The organism is Sphingopyxis bauzanensis, assembly GCF_002205675.1.
Taxonomy (GTDB): Bacteria; Pseudomonadota; Alphaproteobacteria; order Sphingomonadales; family Sphingomonadaceae; genus Sphingopyxis; species Sphingopyxis bauzanensis.
On sequence record NZ_NISK01000001.1, the window covers coordinates 1,126,773 to 1,142,332 of the forward strand.

Consider the following 15,560-nt stretch of genomic DNA (forward strand, 5'->3'; position numbering starts at 1 on the left):
CCTATCCTTCGTTCGACGCGGTGGTCGCGACCGCATCGACCGCGGCGCGTGCGTCGTCGAGCTTTGCGGGCGCCACCTGCCCCTCATGCGGCAGGCGTAGCACGAACCGCGCCGGATCGCGCATGTCGAAACGCAGGATGCCGCGCCCGAGCAAGCGGTTGGCGCCATCCAGATGCGCAAATTTGGCGAGCGCGGCCTTTGCTGCAACTTCACCTTCGGGGAGCGATAGCGTTTCACCGCTGCGGAAACGCAAATCCCAGCGGCGGTTGCCGACCCAGGTTGCGCCCGCGAGCAATTCTTTCAACGAGCTTGCCTCGGCCAGCAAGCGGTCGAGATCCTGCGAGCGCTGGTTCGCCTTGGGGCCGATAACCAACGGCAGGTCGGGCATCGTCGCGACGGTCACCGGCTCAAGCACCACACCCTTTTCGTCGATTAACGACAGGCGATTATTATGCTGCCAGATCGCCGCCGGGGTGCGTTCGACGATGTCGACAACCAATGTATCGGGCAGCCGCCGCGACACGCGCGCATCCTTGATCCAGCCATAGCGCATCAAATCGCCGCGCACGCCGTCGAGGTCGACCGCCGCCATCGAACGGTCCTTTTGGGCCAGCGCAATGTCGTAAACTTTCAGCCGGTCGATACGATCGGCCCCAACGACCTCGACCTTCTTGACCTGAAACCCGGCGCGGCCGACCGCCTGCGCATATTCCTCATGAATCTTGGCGGTAACCCCGGTGGCGTGGGCGGCAAGGCCCGCGACCGCGAACAGGCCGAGCCCGATCGTCCAGTTGGCGACTTTCTGCAGCCGCTGCGGGCTGATCGGCAGCGCGTTGATTATCGCGTTGAGCCGCGACGTCTGTACCTTGCGGCGCTTCTTCGGCGTCCGTGCTGGTCGGCGTGGCGGCGAGCTGCCGCGCTTGATCCGCGTGTTACTCATAACGCTTCCCCCACGATGCGTTCGACCAGTTCGGCATAATCCATGCCGACCGCGCGACCCTGTTCGGGCACGAGGCTGAGCGGCGTCATCCCCGGCTGTGTGTTAACTTCGAGCAGATAGATGCCCGCCAGCCCATGTTCGTCGTCCCAGCGAAAATCGGAGCGCGAGGCGCCCTTGCAGCCGAGCAGGCGATGCGATTGCAGCGCCAGGTCCATCATTCGCTGCGCGACGTCGGCGGGGACATCGGCGGGGCAGACATGCTCGGTTAGTCCGTCGGTATATTTGGCGTCATAATCATAGAAGCCCGACTTGACGCGCAGCTCGGTCACCGCGAGCGCCTGATCGCCGAGCACCGCAACGGTCAGCTCGCGCCCCTTGATAAAAGGTTCGGCGAGCAGGCGGTCGAATTCCTGCCACGGACCCACGGCCTCGCGCGCGATCGGGTTGCCGTAATTGCTGTCGTCCTTGACAATCGCGACCCCGACCGACGAGCCCTCGTTGACGGGCTTCAGCACATAGGGGCGCGGCAAGGGGTCGATGGAATAGAGGCTCTCGCTGTCGACCATGGTCCCCGTCGGCATCGGAATACCATGCGGCACCAGCGCCTGCTTCGTCAATTCCTTGTCGATGGCGATCACTGAGGTGACGAGCCCGCTGTGGGTATATTTGAGCCCCATCAGGTCGAGCATGCCCTGCACCGTACCGTCTTCGCCCGGAACACCATGCAGCGCATTGAACACGACGTCGGGTTTCGCCTCGGCCAGCCGCTGCGCCACGTCGCGATCCATGTCGATCCGCGTGACCTTGTGACCGCGGCTTTCGAGCGCGTCGGCAACGCCGTTGCCGCTCATCAGCGACACCTCGCGCTCAGCCGACCAGCCGCCCATCAGGACGGCGACATGCCACGGACCCCGGCTCATTCGGGCTTACCCACGCGTTGAATCTCCCATTGCAAATCCACACCGCTCTTGTTCTTCACGCGGCGGCGAACTTCTTCACCAAGCGCTTCGATGTCGGCGCTGGTCGCATCGCCGGTGTTGATCAAAAAATTGGTGTGCTTTTCGCTGACCTGCGCGCCGCCAACCGCGAAACCACGGCACCCGGCCTCGTCGACGAGCTGCCAAGCCTTGTGGCCGTCGGGGTTCTTGAAGGTCGAGCCACCGGTTTTCGAACGCAGCGGCTGCGACGCTTCGCGGCTTGCGGAGATGCGGTCCATTTCGGCCTGGATCACCGCGGGCTCGCCGGGCCGACCGCGGAAGGTCGCGCCGATAACAACCGCCCCCTCGGGCAGCTCGCTATGGCGATAGGTGTAGCCGAGGTCGGCGAGCGACAACGTGCGGCGCTCGCCCGACCGCAGCACAACGTCGGCATCGATCAGTATGTCCTTCACCTCCCGGCCGTAGGCGCCGCCGTTCATGCGGACGAAGCCGCCAACGGTGCCCGGAATGGAGCGAAGAAACTCGAGGCCCCCTACACCGACATCCCGTGCCGTCGAAGAGACCAGAATGCCAGAAGCGCCGCCGCCGCAGCTTAGCGTCTGCCCATCCTCAACCGTCACCTTGGCAAAGGTCTTGCCGAGTCGGACGACGACGCCCGGGAAGCCGCCGTCGCGGACGATGAGGTTCGAGCCGAGGCCGAGTGCCATCACCGGGATGGCAGGATCCAAGTCGCGAAGGAAATCCGACAGGTCACCCGCGTCCTTGGGTTCGAACAGCCAGTCGGCGGGGCCACCCGACTTGAACCAGACGAGCGGCGCCAGCGGCGCCTTCGCCGTCAACTTGCCGCGCACGACGGGAAGGGTTTCGGCGGTGCTCACGCCGCCTCAACCACGTTCGCCAAACCCGCTGCCATCTTCGTTATATCACCCGCACCAAGGCAGATGACCATATCGCCCGCGCCCAGATCGCCCGCGGCAATGCTGGCGGCGATGGCCGAGGCCAACGCCCGCGCATCCGCAACGACGCTTGCCTGCCGATGCCCGCGATCGCGCAAACCCGCGACCAGCGCGTCTGACGACACGCCGTCGATCGACGCCTCGCCCGCGGCATAGACCGGCAGCGCCAGCACCATGTCGGCGTCGTTAAACGCCTGCTGGAAATCGTCCATATGGTCGCGCAGGCGCGTGAAGCGGTGCGGCTGAACCACGCCGACGACGCGCCCTGCCCCGACACCTTCGCGCGCCGCCGACAGCACCGCCCGGATTTCGACCGGGTGGTGGGCGTAGTCGTCTATCACCGTGACCACGCCGCCCTCGACCTCGATCTCGCCAACCTTGGTGAAGCGGCGCTTGACCCCGGCAAAGCCATTGAAGCCCGACACGATCTTGTCGTCACTGACACCCATGTGAAGCGCGACCGCAATCGCGGCGAGCGAATTCTGGACATTGTGGCGGCCCGACATCGGCAAATGGATGCCCTCGACCGTCCGGCTGTTCCCGTCGCGGTCGCGCACGACGACGTCGAAGCGGTTGCCGTCGGGACCAGGCACCACATTGGTGCCGCGCACGTCGGCCTGCGCCGAAAAGCCATAGGTCACGATCCGCCGGTCGCGGATGCGCGGAATGATCGCCTGCACTTCGGGATGGTCGAGACAGAGCATCGCGGCGCCATAGAAAGGCACATTCTCGATGAACTCGACGAAAGCGTCCTTGATCGCATCGAAGCTGCCATAATGGTCGAGATGTTCGGGATCGATGTTGGTGACGACCGCGATCGTGCCGTCGAGGCGGAGGAAGCTGCCGTCGCTCTCGTCGGCCTCGACCACCATCCAGTCGCTGGCGCCGAGGCGCGCGTTCGAGCCATAATTGTTGATGATGCCGCCGTTGATCACCGTCGGATCGATGCCGCCCGCGTCAAGTAGCGCGGCGACAAGGCTGGTCGTCGTCGTCTTGCCGTGGGTGCCAGCGATGGCGACGGTCGATTTCAGCCGCATCAACTCGGCGAGCATTTCGGCGCGGCGGACGAGCGGGATGCGGTGCGCGAGCGCCGCCTCGACCTCGGGATTGCCGCGCTTGACCGCGGTCGAGGTGACGACCACCGCGACGCCATCGACGTTCGCGGCGTCATGACCGATTGCAACCTTGATCCCGCGCTTGCGCAAGCCATCGATGACATAGCCGTCGGCGATGTCGCTGCCCTGCACCTGATAACCCAGGTTGTGCATCACTTCGGCGATCCCCGACATGCCGATGCCGCCGATGCCGATGAAATGGATGGTGCCGATGTCGGTCGCAACGCCGCGCATCACTCGCCTCCCATGCGCGCCGACGCCATGCCGCTCGCTGCGGCGCGCTGGCCCGACAGCGCACCGACGCGGATGACGTCCATCATCGGCGGCGCGGCGAGCGATTCGACGAGGTCGGCCAGATCGCGGGTCGCATCGGGCAGGCCGCAGCTCGCGGCGCGCGCGGCGGCATTTTCCAGCGCGCCGGGTTCGAGCGCCATGCGCTGAATCTGCTTGGCGAGCTCGCTGGCTGTGAATTGCGGCTGCGGGATCGACCGCGCCCCGCCCGCCTCGACCATATCGACGACATTCCAGGTCTGGTGATTGTCCATCGCGTGCGGATAGGGAACGAAGATTGCCGGTCGCCCGGCGCAGGCCAGCTCAGCGACCGTGGATGCCCCGGCGCGCGCAATCACCAGATGCGCCCAGCGCAGCCGGTCGGGGAAATCGGCGATATAGGTCGCGCATTCGGCGGCGACCCCCATGTCGGCATATTTGCCGCGCACCTCATCCAGATCGGCGTCGCGGCATTGCTGCACCACCTGCAACCGGTCGAGCAGCGCGCGCGGCAGCATCGCGATCGCGGCGGGGACCACGTCGCTGAGCACCGTCGCGCCCAAGCTGCCGCCGACCACGAGCAGACGAAAAATGCCGTCCTCGGTCAGCGGCGGAAAACCTTCCTCACGGATCGCGATAATCTCGTCGCGCACCGGGTTGCCGGTGATATGTTTCTTCAGCTCATGCCCTGCCGGGTAACGTTGGATATTGTGGTAAGCGACCGCCACCGCATCGACGCGCGGCGCCATCATGCGATTGACGCGGCCGAGCACGGCATTTTGTTCGTGCAGCACGCGCGGCCGTTTCGTCGCGCCCGCCGCAAGCAAGCTGGGCAGCGACGGATAACCGCCGAAGCCGACGACGACCGCCGGGTCGAAGTCGCGGATCAAGTCGATCGCCATGCGGCGCCCTTTGCGGATCGCCAGCGCCGCTTTTATCCAGCCGACCGGACCGCCAGTGACACGGCCCGCTGGCAGCACATGCGTTTCAAGCTCATGCGGCGCGCCAGGAATTTTCAGGCCGCGGTCATCGCTGACCAACGCGACGCGGTGTCCACGCGCAATCAGTTCGCCCGCAAGCGCATAGGCGGGCAGCATATGTCCCCCCGTCCCACCGGCGGCGAGAAGATAGTGGCGCGTTGCAGTCATTTCTTGTTCCAATTGCGGGTCATCGACACCCGCGCCGCATAGGGGTTTCGCCGGGTCAGCGACAAGAGCAAACCCATGCCGATCGACAGCGCAATGAACGACGAACCACCATAGCTGATGAACGGCAAGGTCATGCCTTTCGACGGGAAGATCTGGGTGTTGACCGCCATGTTGATCACCGCCTGCCCGCCGAATTGCGCGATCAGCGCCGCGACCGCGAGGATCAGGAAACTATCCTCCTCGTCGAGCAGGCGCACCAGCACCCGCACGATGATCGCGAGATAGAGGATCGCGATCGCGATGCACGCGATCATCCCGAATTCTTCGCCGATGACCGAGAAGATATAATCGGTGTGCGCCTCGGGGAGCTGGAATTTCGCCAACCCTGCGCCCGGGCCGGTGCCGATCAGCCCGCCCGCGGTCAGGGTCGCATGGGCCTTGTCGACCTGGAAACTGTCACCCTCGGCGAACAGCCAGATATTGATGCGCTGCTGCGCCACCGGATAGAAGAAATAGGCGAGGATGATGCCGACGACCCCGGTCGCCGCGAGCATCCCCATGATCCGCATCGACAGCCCGGCGACCAACACCAGCACCAGCCAAGTCGCGGCGAAGATGACGGTCTGGCCGAGATCGGGCTGGCCCATCAGCAACACCGCGATGACCCCGGTCAACACAAAGCTGAGCGGGACGACCGGCAGGCTCTGATCGTGCAAGCGGAGCGACAAGATCCACGCGAGCGACACGGCGAAGAAGGGCTTGAGAAACTCCGACGGCTGCAACCGGAAAATTCCGCTGCCGATCCAGCGCTGCGCGCCGTTCACCGTGGCACCGAACAACGGCACGAGGAACAGCAGGACTAGAAAGATGATCGTGCCGTAAATCGCGAAACGCCGCGCCTGCGCCTTGGGCAGCATCGACACACCCAGCATCACCGGAACCCCGACGATCACCCACATCAGCTGGCGGTAGAAATAATAAAGCGGGTCGAGCAACGCCGTGCTGGTCGACAATTTCTGCGCCGCCACCGGTGACGCTGCGGCGACCGCGACCAGCCCGATTGCGACCAGCATCGACACCAGCAGCAGCAGGACGCGGTCGATTTCCCAGAACCACAGGCCCAGCGGAGTGCGGTCGGCGCGGCTGAGCCGCGGGCCGCGGCGCTTGACGGTGCGCGTCGCCGCGATCACCGGCCGCTCGGTCGTGGCGTCCATATTGTCCATTCCCCCGCTCATGCCCCAAGCGCTTGCACAAGTCCGCGAAAGACATCGCCGCGCTGCTCAAAATCCTTGAACTGGTCGAACGACGCGCAGGCGGGCGACAGCAGCACGATGTCGCCGGCCTTTGCCGCCGCCGCCGCATGCGCAACCGCCGTCGCCATATCGCCGGAAAGATCGACCGGAACCGCATCGCCGATCTCGGCGGCAAAAGATTCCGTCGCAGCGCCGATCAGATACGCCTGCTTCACATGGCCGAACCACGGGCGGCACGCCGCCAGCCCGTCGCCTTTCGCCTGCCCGCCGACGATCCAGTGCAAACGCTGGTCCGGCGCCGGCGGAAAGGCCGCCAGCGCCGGTGCAGCGGAAGCCGCGTTGGTCGCCTTGCTGTCATTGAACCAGCGGACACCCGCGACTTCGCCGACCAATTCCATGCGATGCGGCAGCGACGTGTAGGTCGCGAGGCCGCGCTCAATCTGTTCGTCGTTCAATCCCAGTACCCGGCACACAGCAATCGCGCAGACGGCGTTCTGCGCATTGTGCGGGCCTTGCAGCGCGGGCCAGCGGTGCTGGTCGACCGGATCGATGTCCTGGCCCGACACGCGGTGCAGCCGATGGTTGATCCGGCTCGCGATCATCTTCGACGGATCGTCATCGACCGCAACGATCGCGACCTGATCGCGGCGCTGCAAGCCGAACAGCCGCGCCTTCGACGCAGCATAGCCGGTAAAGCCGTCATAGCGGTCGAGGTGATCGGGGCTGAGATTCGTAAGCACGGCAACGTCGCACGCCAAGCTGTGCGACAGGTCGATCTGGTAGCTCGACAGTTCAAGCACATAGACCCCGCCCTCGGGCAGCGGGTCGCGCGACAGGATCGGCAGCCCGATATTGCCGCCCATCAACGACGGAACCCCTGCGCTCGCCAGCATATGATGGATCAGCGCAGTGACCGTCGACTTGCCGTTGGTCCCGGTGATCCCGACGACCTTGTGCGGCGGCAGGTCGCCCCGCGCCTCGGCAAACAGCTCGACGTCGCCGATCACCGGCACATGTGCCTCGCGCGCATGGGCCGCGATCGGGTGGCGGTTGAGTGGCACGCCTGGCGAGACGACGACCCCGGCGAAACCGATCAAGTCGATGTCGAGCGGATTGCCAATGTCGGCGCCCAGCGCCATCGCATCGTCGCACGCCTCCTCGCGGTCGTCCCACGCCGTGACCCCGGCGCCGCTGGCGACGAGAGCCTCGACCGTCGCGAGCCCCGAGCGCGCCAGCCCCAGCACCGCATAGCGGCGACCGGCAAAGGCGCGCGAGGTGATCACCGCAGTTTCAAGGTCGCGAGTCCCGCGAGCGCAAGGACGATCGACACGATCCAGAAACGGATAACCACGGTCGATTCGGGCCAGCCCAATTGTTCGAAATGATGGTGGATCGGCGCCATGCGGAACACCCGCTTGCCGGTGCGCTTGTACCAGAACACCTGGATGATCACCGACAAGGCCTCGACCACGAACAGCCCGCCGATCAACACCAGCACCAGTTCGTGCTGCGCGGTCACCGCGATCGTCGCCAGCGCGCCGCCGAGTGCGAGGCTACCGGTATCGCCCATGAACACCGCCGCGGGCGGGGCGTTGAACCACAGGAAGGCCAGACAGGCGCCGATGATCGCGGCGGCGAAGATGGCGAGTTCACCCGCCCCCGCGACGTGCGGAATGCCCAGATATTCAGCGAACTTGGCGTTGCCCGACAGGTAAACGATGATCAGCATGGCCATGCTGGCGATGATCACCGGGAAGGTCGCGAGACCGTCGAGCCCGTCGGTCAGGTTCACCGCGTTGCCAAAGCCGACGATCAGCACCATCGCAAAGACATAATAGAGCGGCCCGAGTTCGAGCACGATACCGCTGAAAAACGGCAGATACAGGTCGGTGCCGGTGCGTGACACGATCAGGAACACCGCCACGCCCGCGATCAGAAACTCGATCAGCAGCCGCACCCGCCCCGGAATCCCGCGGTGGCTGGCCTTGGTGACCTTATCGAGATCGTCGAGGAAACCAACCGCCGCAAACCCGCCGGTCACAAAAATACACGCCCATACAAAGCGGTTCGACAGGTCCATCCACAGCAGCGCCGAGATCATCAGCGAGATGAGGATCATCAGCCCGCCCATTGTCGGCGTGCCTTTTTTTGCGAGGTGGCTTTGCGGCCCGTCCTCGCGGATCGGCTGGCCCTTCCCTTGCCGCATACGCAGCATCAGGATGAAGCGCGGCCCGATCCACAGCCCGATGATCAGCGCGGTCGCAACCGCGGCGCCCGAGCGGAAGCTCAGATAGCGAATGAGGTTGAGAACCCCCGGAAAGCCCAGCCATTCCGCCAGCCAGTAAAGCATCAAAATTCCCCGTTGGTCAGCGCGGTCACCAGATGCGACAGGCCGACGCTGTTCGACCCCTTGATCAGCACCGTGTCGCCGGGACGGATCAAGTCGCCCAGCCGCGCTTTGGCGGCCGAATGGTCGGCGACATGCGCGAAATCGATGCGGCCCTCAAGCGCCTTTGCCAGCGGCGCGATCTCGTCGCTGACGAGCAGGGCGAACTGCACCCCGGCTGCGACGAGCGGAGCCGCGAGGTCAGCATGATAGGCTGCGCCATCAGGACCCAGTTCCTTCATCGCCCCCAGAATCGCGATCCGGCGCTCGCCCGATTCGCTGCCGAGCTGGCCGATCGTCGCCGCCATCGAAGCGGGGTTGGCGTTGTAGCTTTCGTCGATCAGCAGGATATGCCCGCCGCCGAACGGCACGCGGTGCCGCGCGCCGCGTCCGGCCAGCCCGGCCATTTCCGCAAAGGCCAGTCCTGCCGCGGGCAGGTCTCCGCCCACCGCCTTCACCGCCGCGAGCACTGCGAGCGAATTGGACACCCAATGCGCCCCCGCCTGCGCGATCGTGAAGCACAGCAGCGCGTCCTGCACCTGCGCGGTCACGAGCGATCCGCCCTTGCCGTCCGAAAGCCAATCGACCGCGCGCACATCGGCATCGGCACCCAGCCCAAAGCTGATGACATGCGCGGCGTGCTGCTCGGCCTTGGCGCGCAGCCGCGCGTAGTGCGGGCTGTCGAAGGGCACGATCGCAGTGCCGCCGGGCTCCAACCCTTCGAAAATCTCGCCCTTCGCGTCGGCGATGGCTTCTTCGCTTCCGAAAAACTCCAGATGTGCCGGGGCGATGGTGGTGACGATGGCGACATGCGGGCGGACCATGCGCGTCAGTTCGGCGAGTTCGCCGACATGGTTCATTCCCATCTCGAACACCCCGAAATCGGCGGTCGAGGGCATCCGCGCCAGGCTGAGGGGTACCCCGACATGGTTGTTATAGCTTTTGACCGAGCGGTGCGCCTTGCCGGGACGGAAGCGATCGAGCGCCGCGAACAGCGCCTCCTTCGTCCCGGTCTTGCCCGCCGACCCGGTCACCCCGATGATGCGGCCATGGCTGCGCGCGCGCGACGCGGTGCCGAGCGCGTTCAGGGCCGCGGCGCTGTCGGCGACGCGGACATGCGGGTGGTCGATGGTGCTTTCGCAGACGATGCCAGCAGCGCCCGCTGCAATCGCCTTGTCGATGAACTTGTGTCCGTCGGTCGCCTCGCCGCGCATCGCGACAAACAGGTCACTGGTGGTCACCTCACGCGAATCGAAAGCAACGCCATGCACGGTAAAATCGCTGCTCGCTTCCCCGCCGGTTGCAGCAGCGATGGCGCGCGCGGTCCACAGCGGGGTCATGCCGCGCACTCGCGCGCAACGGCAACGTCGTCGAAGGGAAGGACGCGCATCGCGGTGCCCGCGCCGACGATCTGCCCCTGTTCATGCCCCTTGCCCGCGATGCAGACGATGTCGTCGGCGCGCGCCTTTGCAATCGCGGCAGCAATCGCGGCGCGGCGGTCCTCGATGACCTGCGCGGTCGGTGCGCCCGCAGCGATTGCGGCACGGATCAATTCCGGATCCTCACCGCGCGGGTTGTCGTCGGTGATGATCAGCACATCGGCTTTCGCGGCGGCCACCCGGCCCATCTCGGGGCGCTTCGCCTGATCCCGGTCGCCGCCGGCTCCGAACACCAGGATCAACCGCCCGCTCGCATGCGGGCGCAGCGCGTCGAGTGCCGCCTCGATCGCGTCGGGGGTGTGGGCATAATCGACATAGATCGGCGCACCTGCCCGGGTGATCGCCGCACGCTCCAGCCGCCCGCGTACCGGCTGAAGCCGCTCCAGATTGGCGAGCGTCTGCGCGACATCGCCGCCCGTCGCGATGACCAGACCCGCCGACACCAGCGCATTGGCGACCTGATACGCCCCGATCAGCGGCAGATCGATCTTGTGGTTCACATCGCCCGCCGCGATGACGAGTGACTGCCCAAGCTGAGTCGGTTCGCGCGAAACGAGGCGCAGGTCGTCGCCCGTCACGCCAACGGTCATCAGCCGCACGGCGCGTGCGCGCGCCGTGTCGACCACGGCGGCAGAATAGGCATCGTCGTTCCACACGACCGCCGTGCCGCCGGGTTCCACCACTTCGCTGAACAGCCGCAACTTGGCAGCAAGATAGGCCTCCATCGTGCCATGATAATCGAGATGATCGTGGCTGAGGTTAGTGAATGCCGCCGCCTTTACCGGCAGCCCCTCGGTGCGATACTGGTCGAGACCGTGGCTCGATGCCTCGAACGCCGCATGGCTGACGCCTTCGGTTGCGAGCCCCGACATATTGCTCAGGAAGGTCACGATGTCGGGCGTCGTCAGCCCGGTCGAGGCACTGTCGTTCGACGTCGTGATGCCCAGCGTGCCGATCGACGCGGCGTAAAAACCCGCCATCCTCCACAACTGCCGCGTCATTTCGACGGTCGAAGTCTTGCCGTTGGTCCCGGTCACTGCGACGCAGGTCGCCGGAAAACGATGAAAATAATGTGCCGCGATATGGGCAAAAGCGCGGCGCGGATTGGCATCGGCCACATGCACTGCGCCGGCAACCGGCGCCTCGGGCCGCGCGACAACCGCAATCGCCCCGGCTTCGACTGCCGCCGGAATGAAATCTTCGCCGTTGAATTTTTCGCCGACAAACGCGCCGAAGATCGTCCCCGGCGCAACCTTGCGATGATCGATGGCAAGGCCGGTGACGACCGGATCGGTGCCCACCGGCCCAGCGTCGCCTATCAGCGCGGACAGGCGCATTATTCCTCTTCCCCGTTTCTCCACAGCAGCGGGGTGAGTTCGGACACATCGACGTCGCGGCTTTCGTCGGGGAAGACGCCCAGCATCGGACCGGCGCGGGTGACGACCTTGCTCACCACCGGCGCCGCGGTCCAGCCCGCAGTACGCTGCCCCGAGCTAAAGGCATTGCCCTTCGGCTCATCGATCATCACCAGCACAACGTAGCGCGGATTGTCCATCGGAAAGGCCGCGGCGAAGGTCGCGACGACCGAGCTGCGGCGATAGCCGCCCGCGCCCGGCTTTTCGGCGCTGCCAGTCTTGCCCCCGACGCGGAAGCCTGGCGCTTCGGCCTTTTTGCCGGTGCCGTCGGACACGATCAGACGCAGCAACTGGCGCATCCGCGCGCTGGTCGCGGCCTTGAACACGCGGCGGCCCTTCGGCGGCGCCTGGTCGCCGAGTTTGGTGACCGTCGCCGGACGATAAATGCCGCCATTGACCAGCGCGGCATAAGCGCTGGCGAGATGCAGCGGGGTGACAGCAATACCATGGCCGTACCCGGTGGTCATCGTCGTCAACCGGCCCCAGTCGCGCGGCCACAGCGGGAAGGCGCGTTCCTTGATATCGATCTGCGGGCGACCGTCAAATTCCAGGCTGCGGAACATCGCCTCCATCTTTTCGCGGCCAAGTTCGTCGGAAATGCGCGCGGTGGTGATGTTCGAGCTGTGGATCAAAGTCTCAGGTACATTCAGCCAGCGGTTCGACGGATGGCTGTCTCGGATCCGGAACCCGGCGATCGCCAGCGGCTGCGTCGCGTCATAGCGGCGCGCCATACTGGTGACGGTGCCCGCGTCGATCGCAGCAGCAACGGTCAACGGCTTGAAGGTCGACCCAAGCTCATACAGATTATGCGTCATCGCATTGCGGCGCGTCGCGGGATCGCTGCCGCTCAGCTTGTTCGGGTTGAAGGTCGGCAGCGACGTCATCGCCATCACTTCGCCCGTGTGAACGTCGAGGATGATCCCCGCGCCGCCGATGGCTTCAAGGTTTGCAACCGCCGAACCCAATTCGCTTTCGAGCACCCCCTGCACGCGCGCGTCGATCGACAGCGCCAGCGGATCGCCGCGCGTCGCCTTGTCGATCAGGCGGTTGTCGAATGCGCCTTCGACCCCGGTAACGCCATGGCCCGCGGCATCGGTGAAACCCAAAACATGCGCAGCAAGCGAAAGCTGCGGATACAACCGCTCCTTTTCGCGCGGAAAATCGAACCCGACGTCGCCGATCGCATTCACCGCCGCGACCTGGTCGGGCAGCGCGCGGCGGCGGATATAAGTCGGGCGCGATCCGCTGACCTTGGCGAGCAGCTCGGCCCGGGGCATATCGGGAAAAATCTTGTGCAGTTCGTCAGCCAGATACTGTCGGTTGTTGAGCAGCTTTTCGGGAACGACGCGGATCGCGTAACCGTCGATCGTGCGCGCCAGCGGCACACCGTTGCGATCGACGATATCGGCGCGCGCCGGGATGAAGGCGGCCGACGCCGACCCATTGCGCGACCCGGTATCGAACAGCGCGAAATAGACCAGACGGACCGACACCAGAAAAAATGCCGCCATGAACAGCAGCATCAAGATCATCAGACGCTGCTGCGCGGTCAGCAAGATCTGCTGCCGCACCCCAGCGGTACGCACGCGCGTCGGACGGACGACCAGCGTGTTCATCGGCTGGGCTTGCCCCCTGCGGCTTCGGCGGCGGCGGCACGCTTCAGGTCGGTGAGCGTCGATTCGGCGAGCAACTGGTCCTCGATCATCTTGATCTGCTCGCGGCGACGGGTCGGCGTCATGCGCGGCACAGCGTCGCTGCGGATGCCGGTTTCGGCCTGCGCCAGCATGACGGTCTTCGTCGCAGCGGGCTTTGCTACAACCGGGCTTTCCTTTGCCGCTGTTGGAACGGCGACCGGCGATACCATCGCCATCAACACCGGCGCGACCTCGTTGGCGCCGCGGGCGCGCGGCAGGCCATCGAGCGAGGCGAGCTGGCGCTCATTGGCGAGATATTGATCGGCACCCGGCGCCGAATAACCAAAGGTGTCGGCGTTCCACTGCTCGAGCTGGCGCATCGACGCGCGCACCGCGAGTTCGGATTCGAGGTAGCGGATATTGTCGCGGCTGCGCTCAATCTTTTTTTCGATGCGCGTCAGCTCGCTGCGCGTCGCTGCGACCTTGAGCGACACGGGATAGAGCATCATGGCACAGATGAGCACGAGCAGGACCAGCCCGATGCCCTGAAGTTTGCGCGCCGCCATCAGCATGAGATCGCCTCCTTCATATTGGATTGACCCGGCCAGGCCGGGGCTGCCGTCCGCACCGCGCTGCGCAGCGTGGCCGAGCGGGCGCGCGGGTTGCGCGTCTCTTCGGCCTTGCTCGGCCGCACTTTGCGCGCCGGCGTTTCGAAAGTGGCGGCCCGCGCCAGAGGAATCGGCGCGGGCCGGTGACGCGAACCAGCGGCATCGCTTCCGCTCCGTTCGCGCAGAAAATTCTTCACGATCCGGTCTTCGGTGCTGTGAAAGCTGACCACCGCCAACCGGCCGCCCGGGCGGAGCAACCGTTCGGCGGCGGCGAGCCCCGCGACCAGCTCGTCGAGTTCAGAATTGATGTGAATGCGGATCGCCTGAAAGCTCTTCGTTGACGGATCCTTGGGCGCGCCGGGCGGGTGGCGCAGCGCCTTGCGGATCACCGTCGCCAGCTCGGCGGTACGTCTGAGCGGGCGCGCGGCAACGATCGCACGCGCGACGCGGCGCGACTGACGCTCATCACCATAATGGAATAGAACGTCGGCGATCTCGGTCTCTTCGGCGCGGTTCAGCCACTCGGCGGCGCTTTCGCCGTCCTGCGCCATCCGCATGTCGAGCGGGCCGTCCTTCTGAAACGAAAAGCCGCGCTCGCCCTGATCGAGCTGCATGGACGACACGCCGATGTCGAAGGTGATGCCATCGACGGCGTCGATGCCGCGTTCGGCGAGCAGCCGGTCGATTTCACCAAAGCGGCCGTGGATCAGCGTCAGCTTGCCATCGGCTTCCTCGACCAGCACCTGCCCTTCGGCAATCGCATCGGGATCGCGGTCGCAGGCGACGACGTCGGCGCCCGCGGCGAGCATCGCGCGGGCATAGCCACCGGCACCAAAGGTCGCATCGACATGACGCTCACCAGGGGCGATGGCGAGCGCGGCGATCACTTCGTCGCGCAGGACGGGGTCGTGGCGGGGATCGCGGGAAAGGTCGCTCATTTGCGCCCCTTCCCTTTGGTCGCATCCCATGCCGCGGCGAGCCGCTGCAGCACCGGATCGGCGTCGGCGCATTCGGCGAGCGTCGGCAACCACCAGATTTCAAACCGGCGACCCGACCCTACAAAGGCGGTCGCACCGACGTCGCCGACGCGGTCGCGGTGGGTGAAGCCGGGCAAGAAGCGCCCGCTGTCGTCGAGCGCATAGGCATCGGTGTAGCTGAAGCGCTTCTTAAACTCGGCATCCTCGTCGAAATCGAGGTTGCGCGAACGCGCAGTGTCGCGGTCGCGTTCGATCTCGCCATTCAGTCGGTCATATTGATCGTGGCCATAGGCGACGAGGCAGGGCAGCTTTTCGTGGAAGCCAACCCAAAGCACGCGCTGGCCGTCCGCCGTAAGGGGCACATTGTTGCGGAACTGAGAGGGGACGGCGATGCGTCCCTTGCCATCGATCGCAGCGAAGCTGGTTCCCGCATACTGGCCGGGCGTCACAATCGCCATCGCTCTGCCCCCCGTATGCGCCT

The 15,560-nt window shown here is 65.6% G+C and carries 14 protein-coding genes; all 14 read right to left on the reverse strand.

From position 1 onward, the window contains the following. Nucleotide 1 precedes the first annotated feature (1 nt). Genes CDQ92_RS05475 through CDQ92_RS05540 form a run of 14 tightly spaced genes read right to left on the reverse strand, consistent with a single transcriptional unit; the run spans nt 2 to nt 15,537 of the window. A complete protein-coding gene (locus CDQ92_RS05475) occupies nt 2–940 on the reverse strand; it encodes a cell division protein FtsQ/DivIB (protein WP_088440304.1) in 939 nt (312 codons plus the stop codon). Continuing rightward, the gene (locus CDQ92_RS05480) at nt 937–1,860 is read right to left on the reverse strand and encodes a D-alanine--D-alanine ligase (protein ID WP_088440305.1); all 924 of its coding nucleotides are present in this window, start codon (nt 1,858–1,860) and stop codon (nt 937–939) included. The genes CDQ92_RS05475 and CDQ92_RS05480 overlap by 4 nt, the downstream gene beginning before the upstream one ends. After that, on the reverse strand, nt 1,857–2,756 hold the full coding sequence (gene murB / locus CDQ92_RS05485) for a UDP-N-acetylmuramate dehydrogenase (RefSeq protein WP_088440306.1): 900 nt from the start codon (nt 2,754–2,756) through the stop codon (nt 1,857–1,859). The genes CDQ92_RS05480 and murB overlap by 4 nt, the downstream gene beginning before the upstream one ends. After that, complete coding sequence (murC, locus tag CDQ92_RS05490; protein WP_088440307.1) at nt 2,753–4,183, reverse strand: UDP-N-acetylmuramate--L-alanine ligase; 1,431 nt, start codon at nt 4,181–4,183, stop codon at nt 2,753–2,755. The genes murB and murC overlap by 4 nt, the downstream gene beginning before the upstream one ends. Further along, nucleotides 4,183–5,367: an undecaprenyldiphospho-muramoylpentapeptide beta-N-acetylglucosaminyltransferase gene (murG, locus tag CDQ92_RS05495; protein WP_088440308.1), complete on the reverse strand. Its 1,185-nt coding sequence runs from the start codon at nt 5,365–5,367 to the stop codon at nt 4,183–4,185. Before murG ends, murC begins: the two co-directional genes overlap by 1 nt. Then, nucleotides 5,364–6,602: an FtsW/RodA/SpoVE family cell cycle protein gene (locus tag CDQ92_RS05500; RefSeq protein WP_188682322.1), complete on the reverse strand. Its 1,239-nt coding sequence runs from the start codon at nt 6,600–6,602 to the stop codon at nt 5,364–5,366. The genes murG and CDQ92_RS05500 overlap by 4 nt, the downstream gene beginning before the upstream one ends. Continuing rightward, entirely contained in the window at nt 6,599–7,903 is a 1,305-nt protein-coding gene (gene murD / locus CDQ92_RS05505; protein ID WP_088440309.1) for a UDP-N-acetylmuramoyl-L-alanine--D-glutamate ligase, read from the reverse strand. Before murD ends, CDQ92_RS05500 begins: the two co-directional genes overlap by 4 nt. Then, a complete protein-coding gene (mraY, locus tag CDQ92_RS05510) occupies nt 7,900–8,970 on the reverse strand; it encodes a phospho-N-acetylmuramoyl-pentapeptide-transferase (RefSeq protein WP_088440310.1) in 1,071 nt (356 codons plus the stop codon). Before mraY ends, murD begins: the two co-directional genes overlap by 4 nt. Further along, nucleotides 8,970–10,346, reverse strand: a complete 1,377-nt coding sequence (locus CDQ92_RS05515) for a UDP-N-acetylmuramoyl-tripeptide--D-alanyl-D-alanine ligase (protein ID WP_088440600.1) — start codon at nt 10,344–10,346, stop codon at nt 8,970–8,972. Before CDQ92_RS05515 ends, mraY begins: the two co-directional genes overlap by 1 nt. Then, complete coding sequence (locus tag CDQ92_RS05520) at nt 10,343–11,782, reverse strand: UDP-N-acetylmuramoyl-L-alanyl-D-glutamate--2,6-diaminopimelate ligase (protein WP_088440311.1); 1,440 nt, start codon at nt 11,780–11,782, stop codon at nt 10,343–10,345. Before CDQ92_RS05520 ends, CDQ92_RS05515 begins: the two co-directional genes overlap by 4 nt. Beyond that, nucleotides 11,782–13,476 carry a peptidoglycan D,D-transpeptidase FtsI family protein gene (locus tag CDQ92_RS05525; RefSeq protein ID WP_088440312.1) on the reverse strand — a complete coding sequence of 565 codons (1,695 nt, stop codon included), beginning with the start codon at nt 13,474–13,476 and terminating at the stop codon, nt 11,782–11,784. The genes CDQ92_RS05520 and CDQ92_RS05525 overlap by 1 nt, the downstream gene beginning before the upstream one ends. Next, nucleotides 13,473–14,066 carry a hypothetical protein gene (locus tag CDQ92_RS05530; RefSeq protein WP_169714531.1) on the reverse strand — a complete coding sequence of 198 codons (594 nt, stop codon included), beginning with the start codon at nt 14,064–14,066 and terminating at the stop codon, nt 13,473–13,475. The genes CDQ92_RS05525 and CDQ92_RS05530 overlap by 4 nt, the downstream gene beginning before the upstream one ends. Beyond that, a complete protein-coding gene (gene rsmH, locus CDQ92_RS05535) occupies nt 14,060–15,040 on the reverse strand; it encodes a 16S rRNA (cytosine(1402)-N(4))-methyltransferase RsmH (RefSeq protein WP_088440313.1) in 981 nt (326 codons plus the stop codon). Before rsmH ends, CDQ92_RS05530 begins: the two co-directional genes overlap by 7 nt. Next, the gene (locus CDQ92_RS05540; RefSeq protein WP_088440314.1) at nt 15,037–15,537 is read right to left on the reverse strand and encodes a division/cell wall cluster transcriptional repressor MraZ; all 501 of its coding nucleotides are present in this window, start codon (nt 15,535–15,537) and stop codon (nt 15,037–15,039) included. Before CDQ92_RS05540 ends, rsmH begins: the two co-directional genes overlap by 4 nt. Nucleotides 15,538–15,560: the final 23 nt, after the last annotated feature.

What these genes read in the sequence shown, in the direction of transcription:
- CDQ92_RS05515 (WP_088440600.1), bottom strand. Translation starts at nt 10,346, where the DNA reads ATGACCCCGCTGTGGACCGCGCGCGCCATCGCTGCTGCAACCGGCGGG.
- murG (WP_088440308.1), bottom strand. Translation starts at nt 5,367, where the DNA reads ATGACTGCAACGCGCCACTATCTTCTCGCCGCCGGTGGGACGGGGGGA.
- CDQ92_RS05480 (WP_088440305.1), bottom strand. Translation starts at nt 1,860, where the DNA reads ATGAGCCGGGGTCCGTGGCATGTCGCCGTCCTGATGGGCGGCTGGTCG.
- CDQ92_RS05540 (WP_088440314.1), bottom strand. Translation starts at nt 15,537, where the DNA reads ATGGCGATTGTGACGCCCGGCCAGTATGCGGGAACCAGCTTCGCTGCG.
- CDQ92_RS05500 (WP_188682322.1), bottom strand. Translation starts at nt 6,602, where the DNA reads ATGAGCGGGGGAATGGACAATATGGACGCCACGACCGAGCGGCCGGTG.
- mraY (WP_088440310.1), bottom strand. Translation starts at nt 8,970, where the DNA reads ATGCTTTACTGGCTGGCGGAATGGCTGGGCTTTCCGGGGGTTCTCAAC.
- CDQ92_RS05530 (WP_169714531.1), bottom strand. Translation starts at nt 14,066, where the DNA reads ATGCTGATGGCGGCGCGCAAACTTCAGGGCATCGGGCTGGTCCTGCTC.
- murC (WP_088440307.1), bottom strand. Translation starts at nt 4,183, where the DNA reads ATGCGCGGCGTTGCGACCGACATCGGCACCATCCATTTCATCGGCATC.
- CDQ92_RS05475 (WP_088440304.1), bottom strand. Translation starts at nt 940, where the DNA reads ATGAGTAACACGCGGATCAAGCGCGGCAGCTCGCCGCCACGCCGACCA.
- CDQ92_RS05525 (WP_088440312.1), bottom strand. Translation starts at nt 13,476, where the DNA reads ATGAACACGCTGGTCGTCCGTCCGACGCGCGTGCGTACCGCTGGGGTG.
- CDQ92_RS05520 (WP_088440311.1), bottom strand. Translation starts at nt 11,782, where the DNA reads ATGCGCCTGTCCGCGCTGATAGGCGACGCTGGGCCGGTGGGCACCGAT.
- rsmH (WP_088440313.1), bottom strand. Translation starts at nt 15,040, where the DNA reads ATGAGCGACCTTTCCCGCGATCCCCGCCACGACCCCGTCCTGCGCGAC.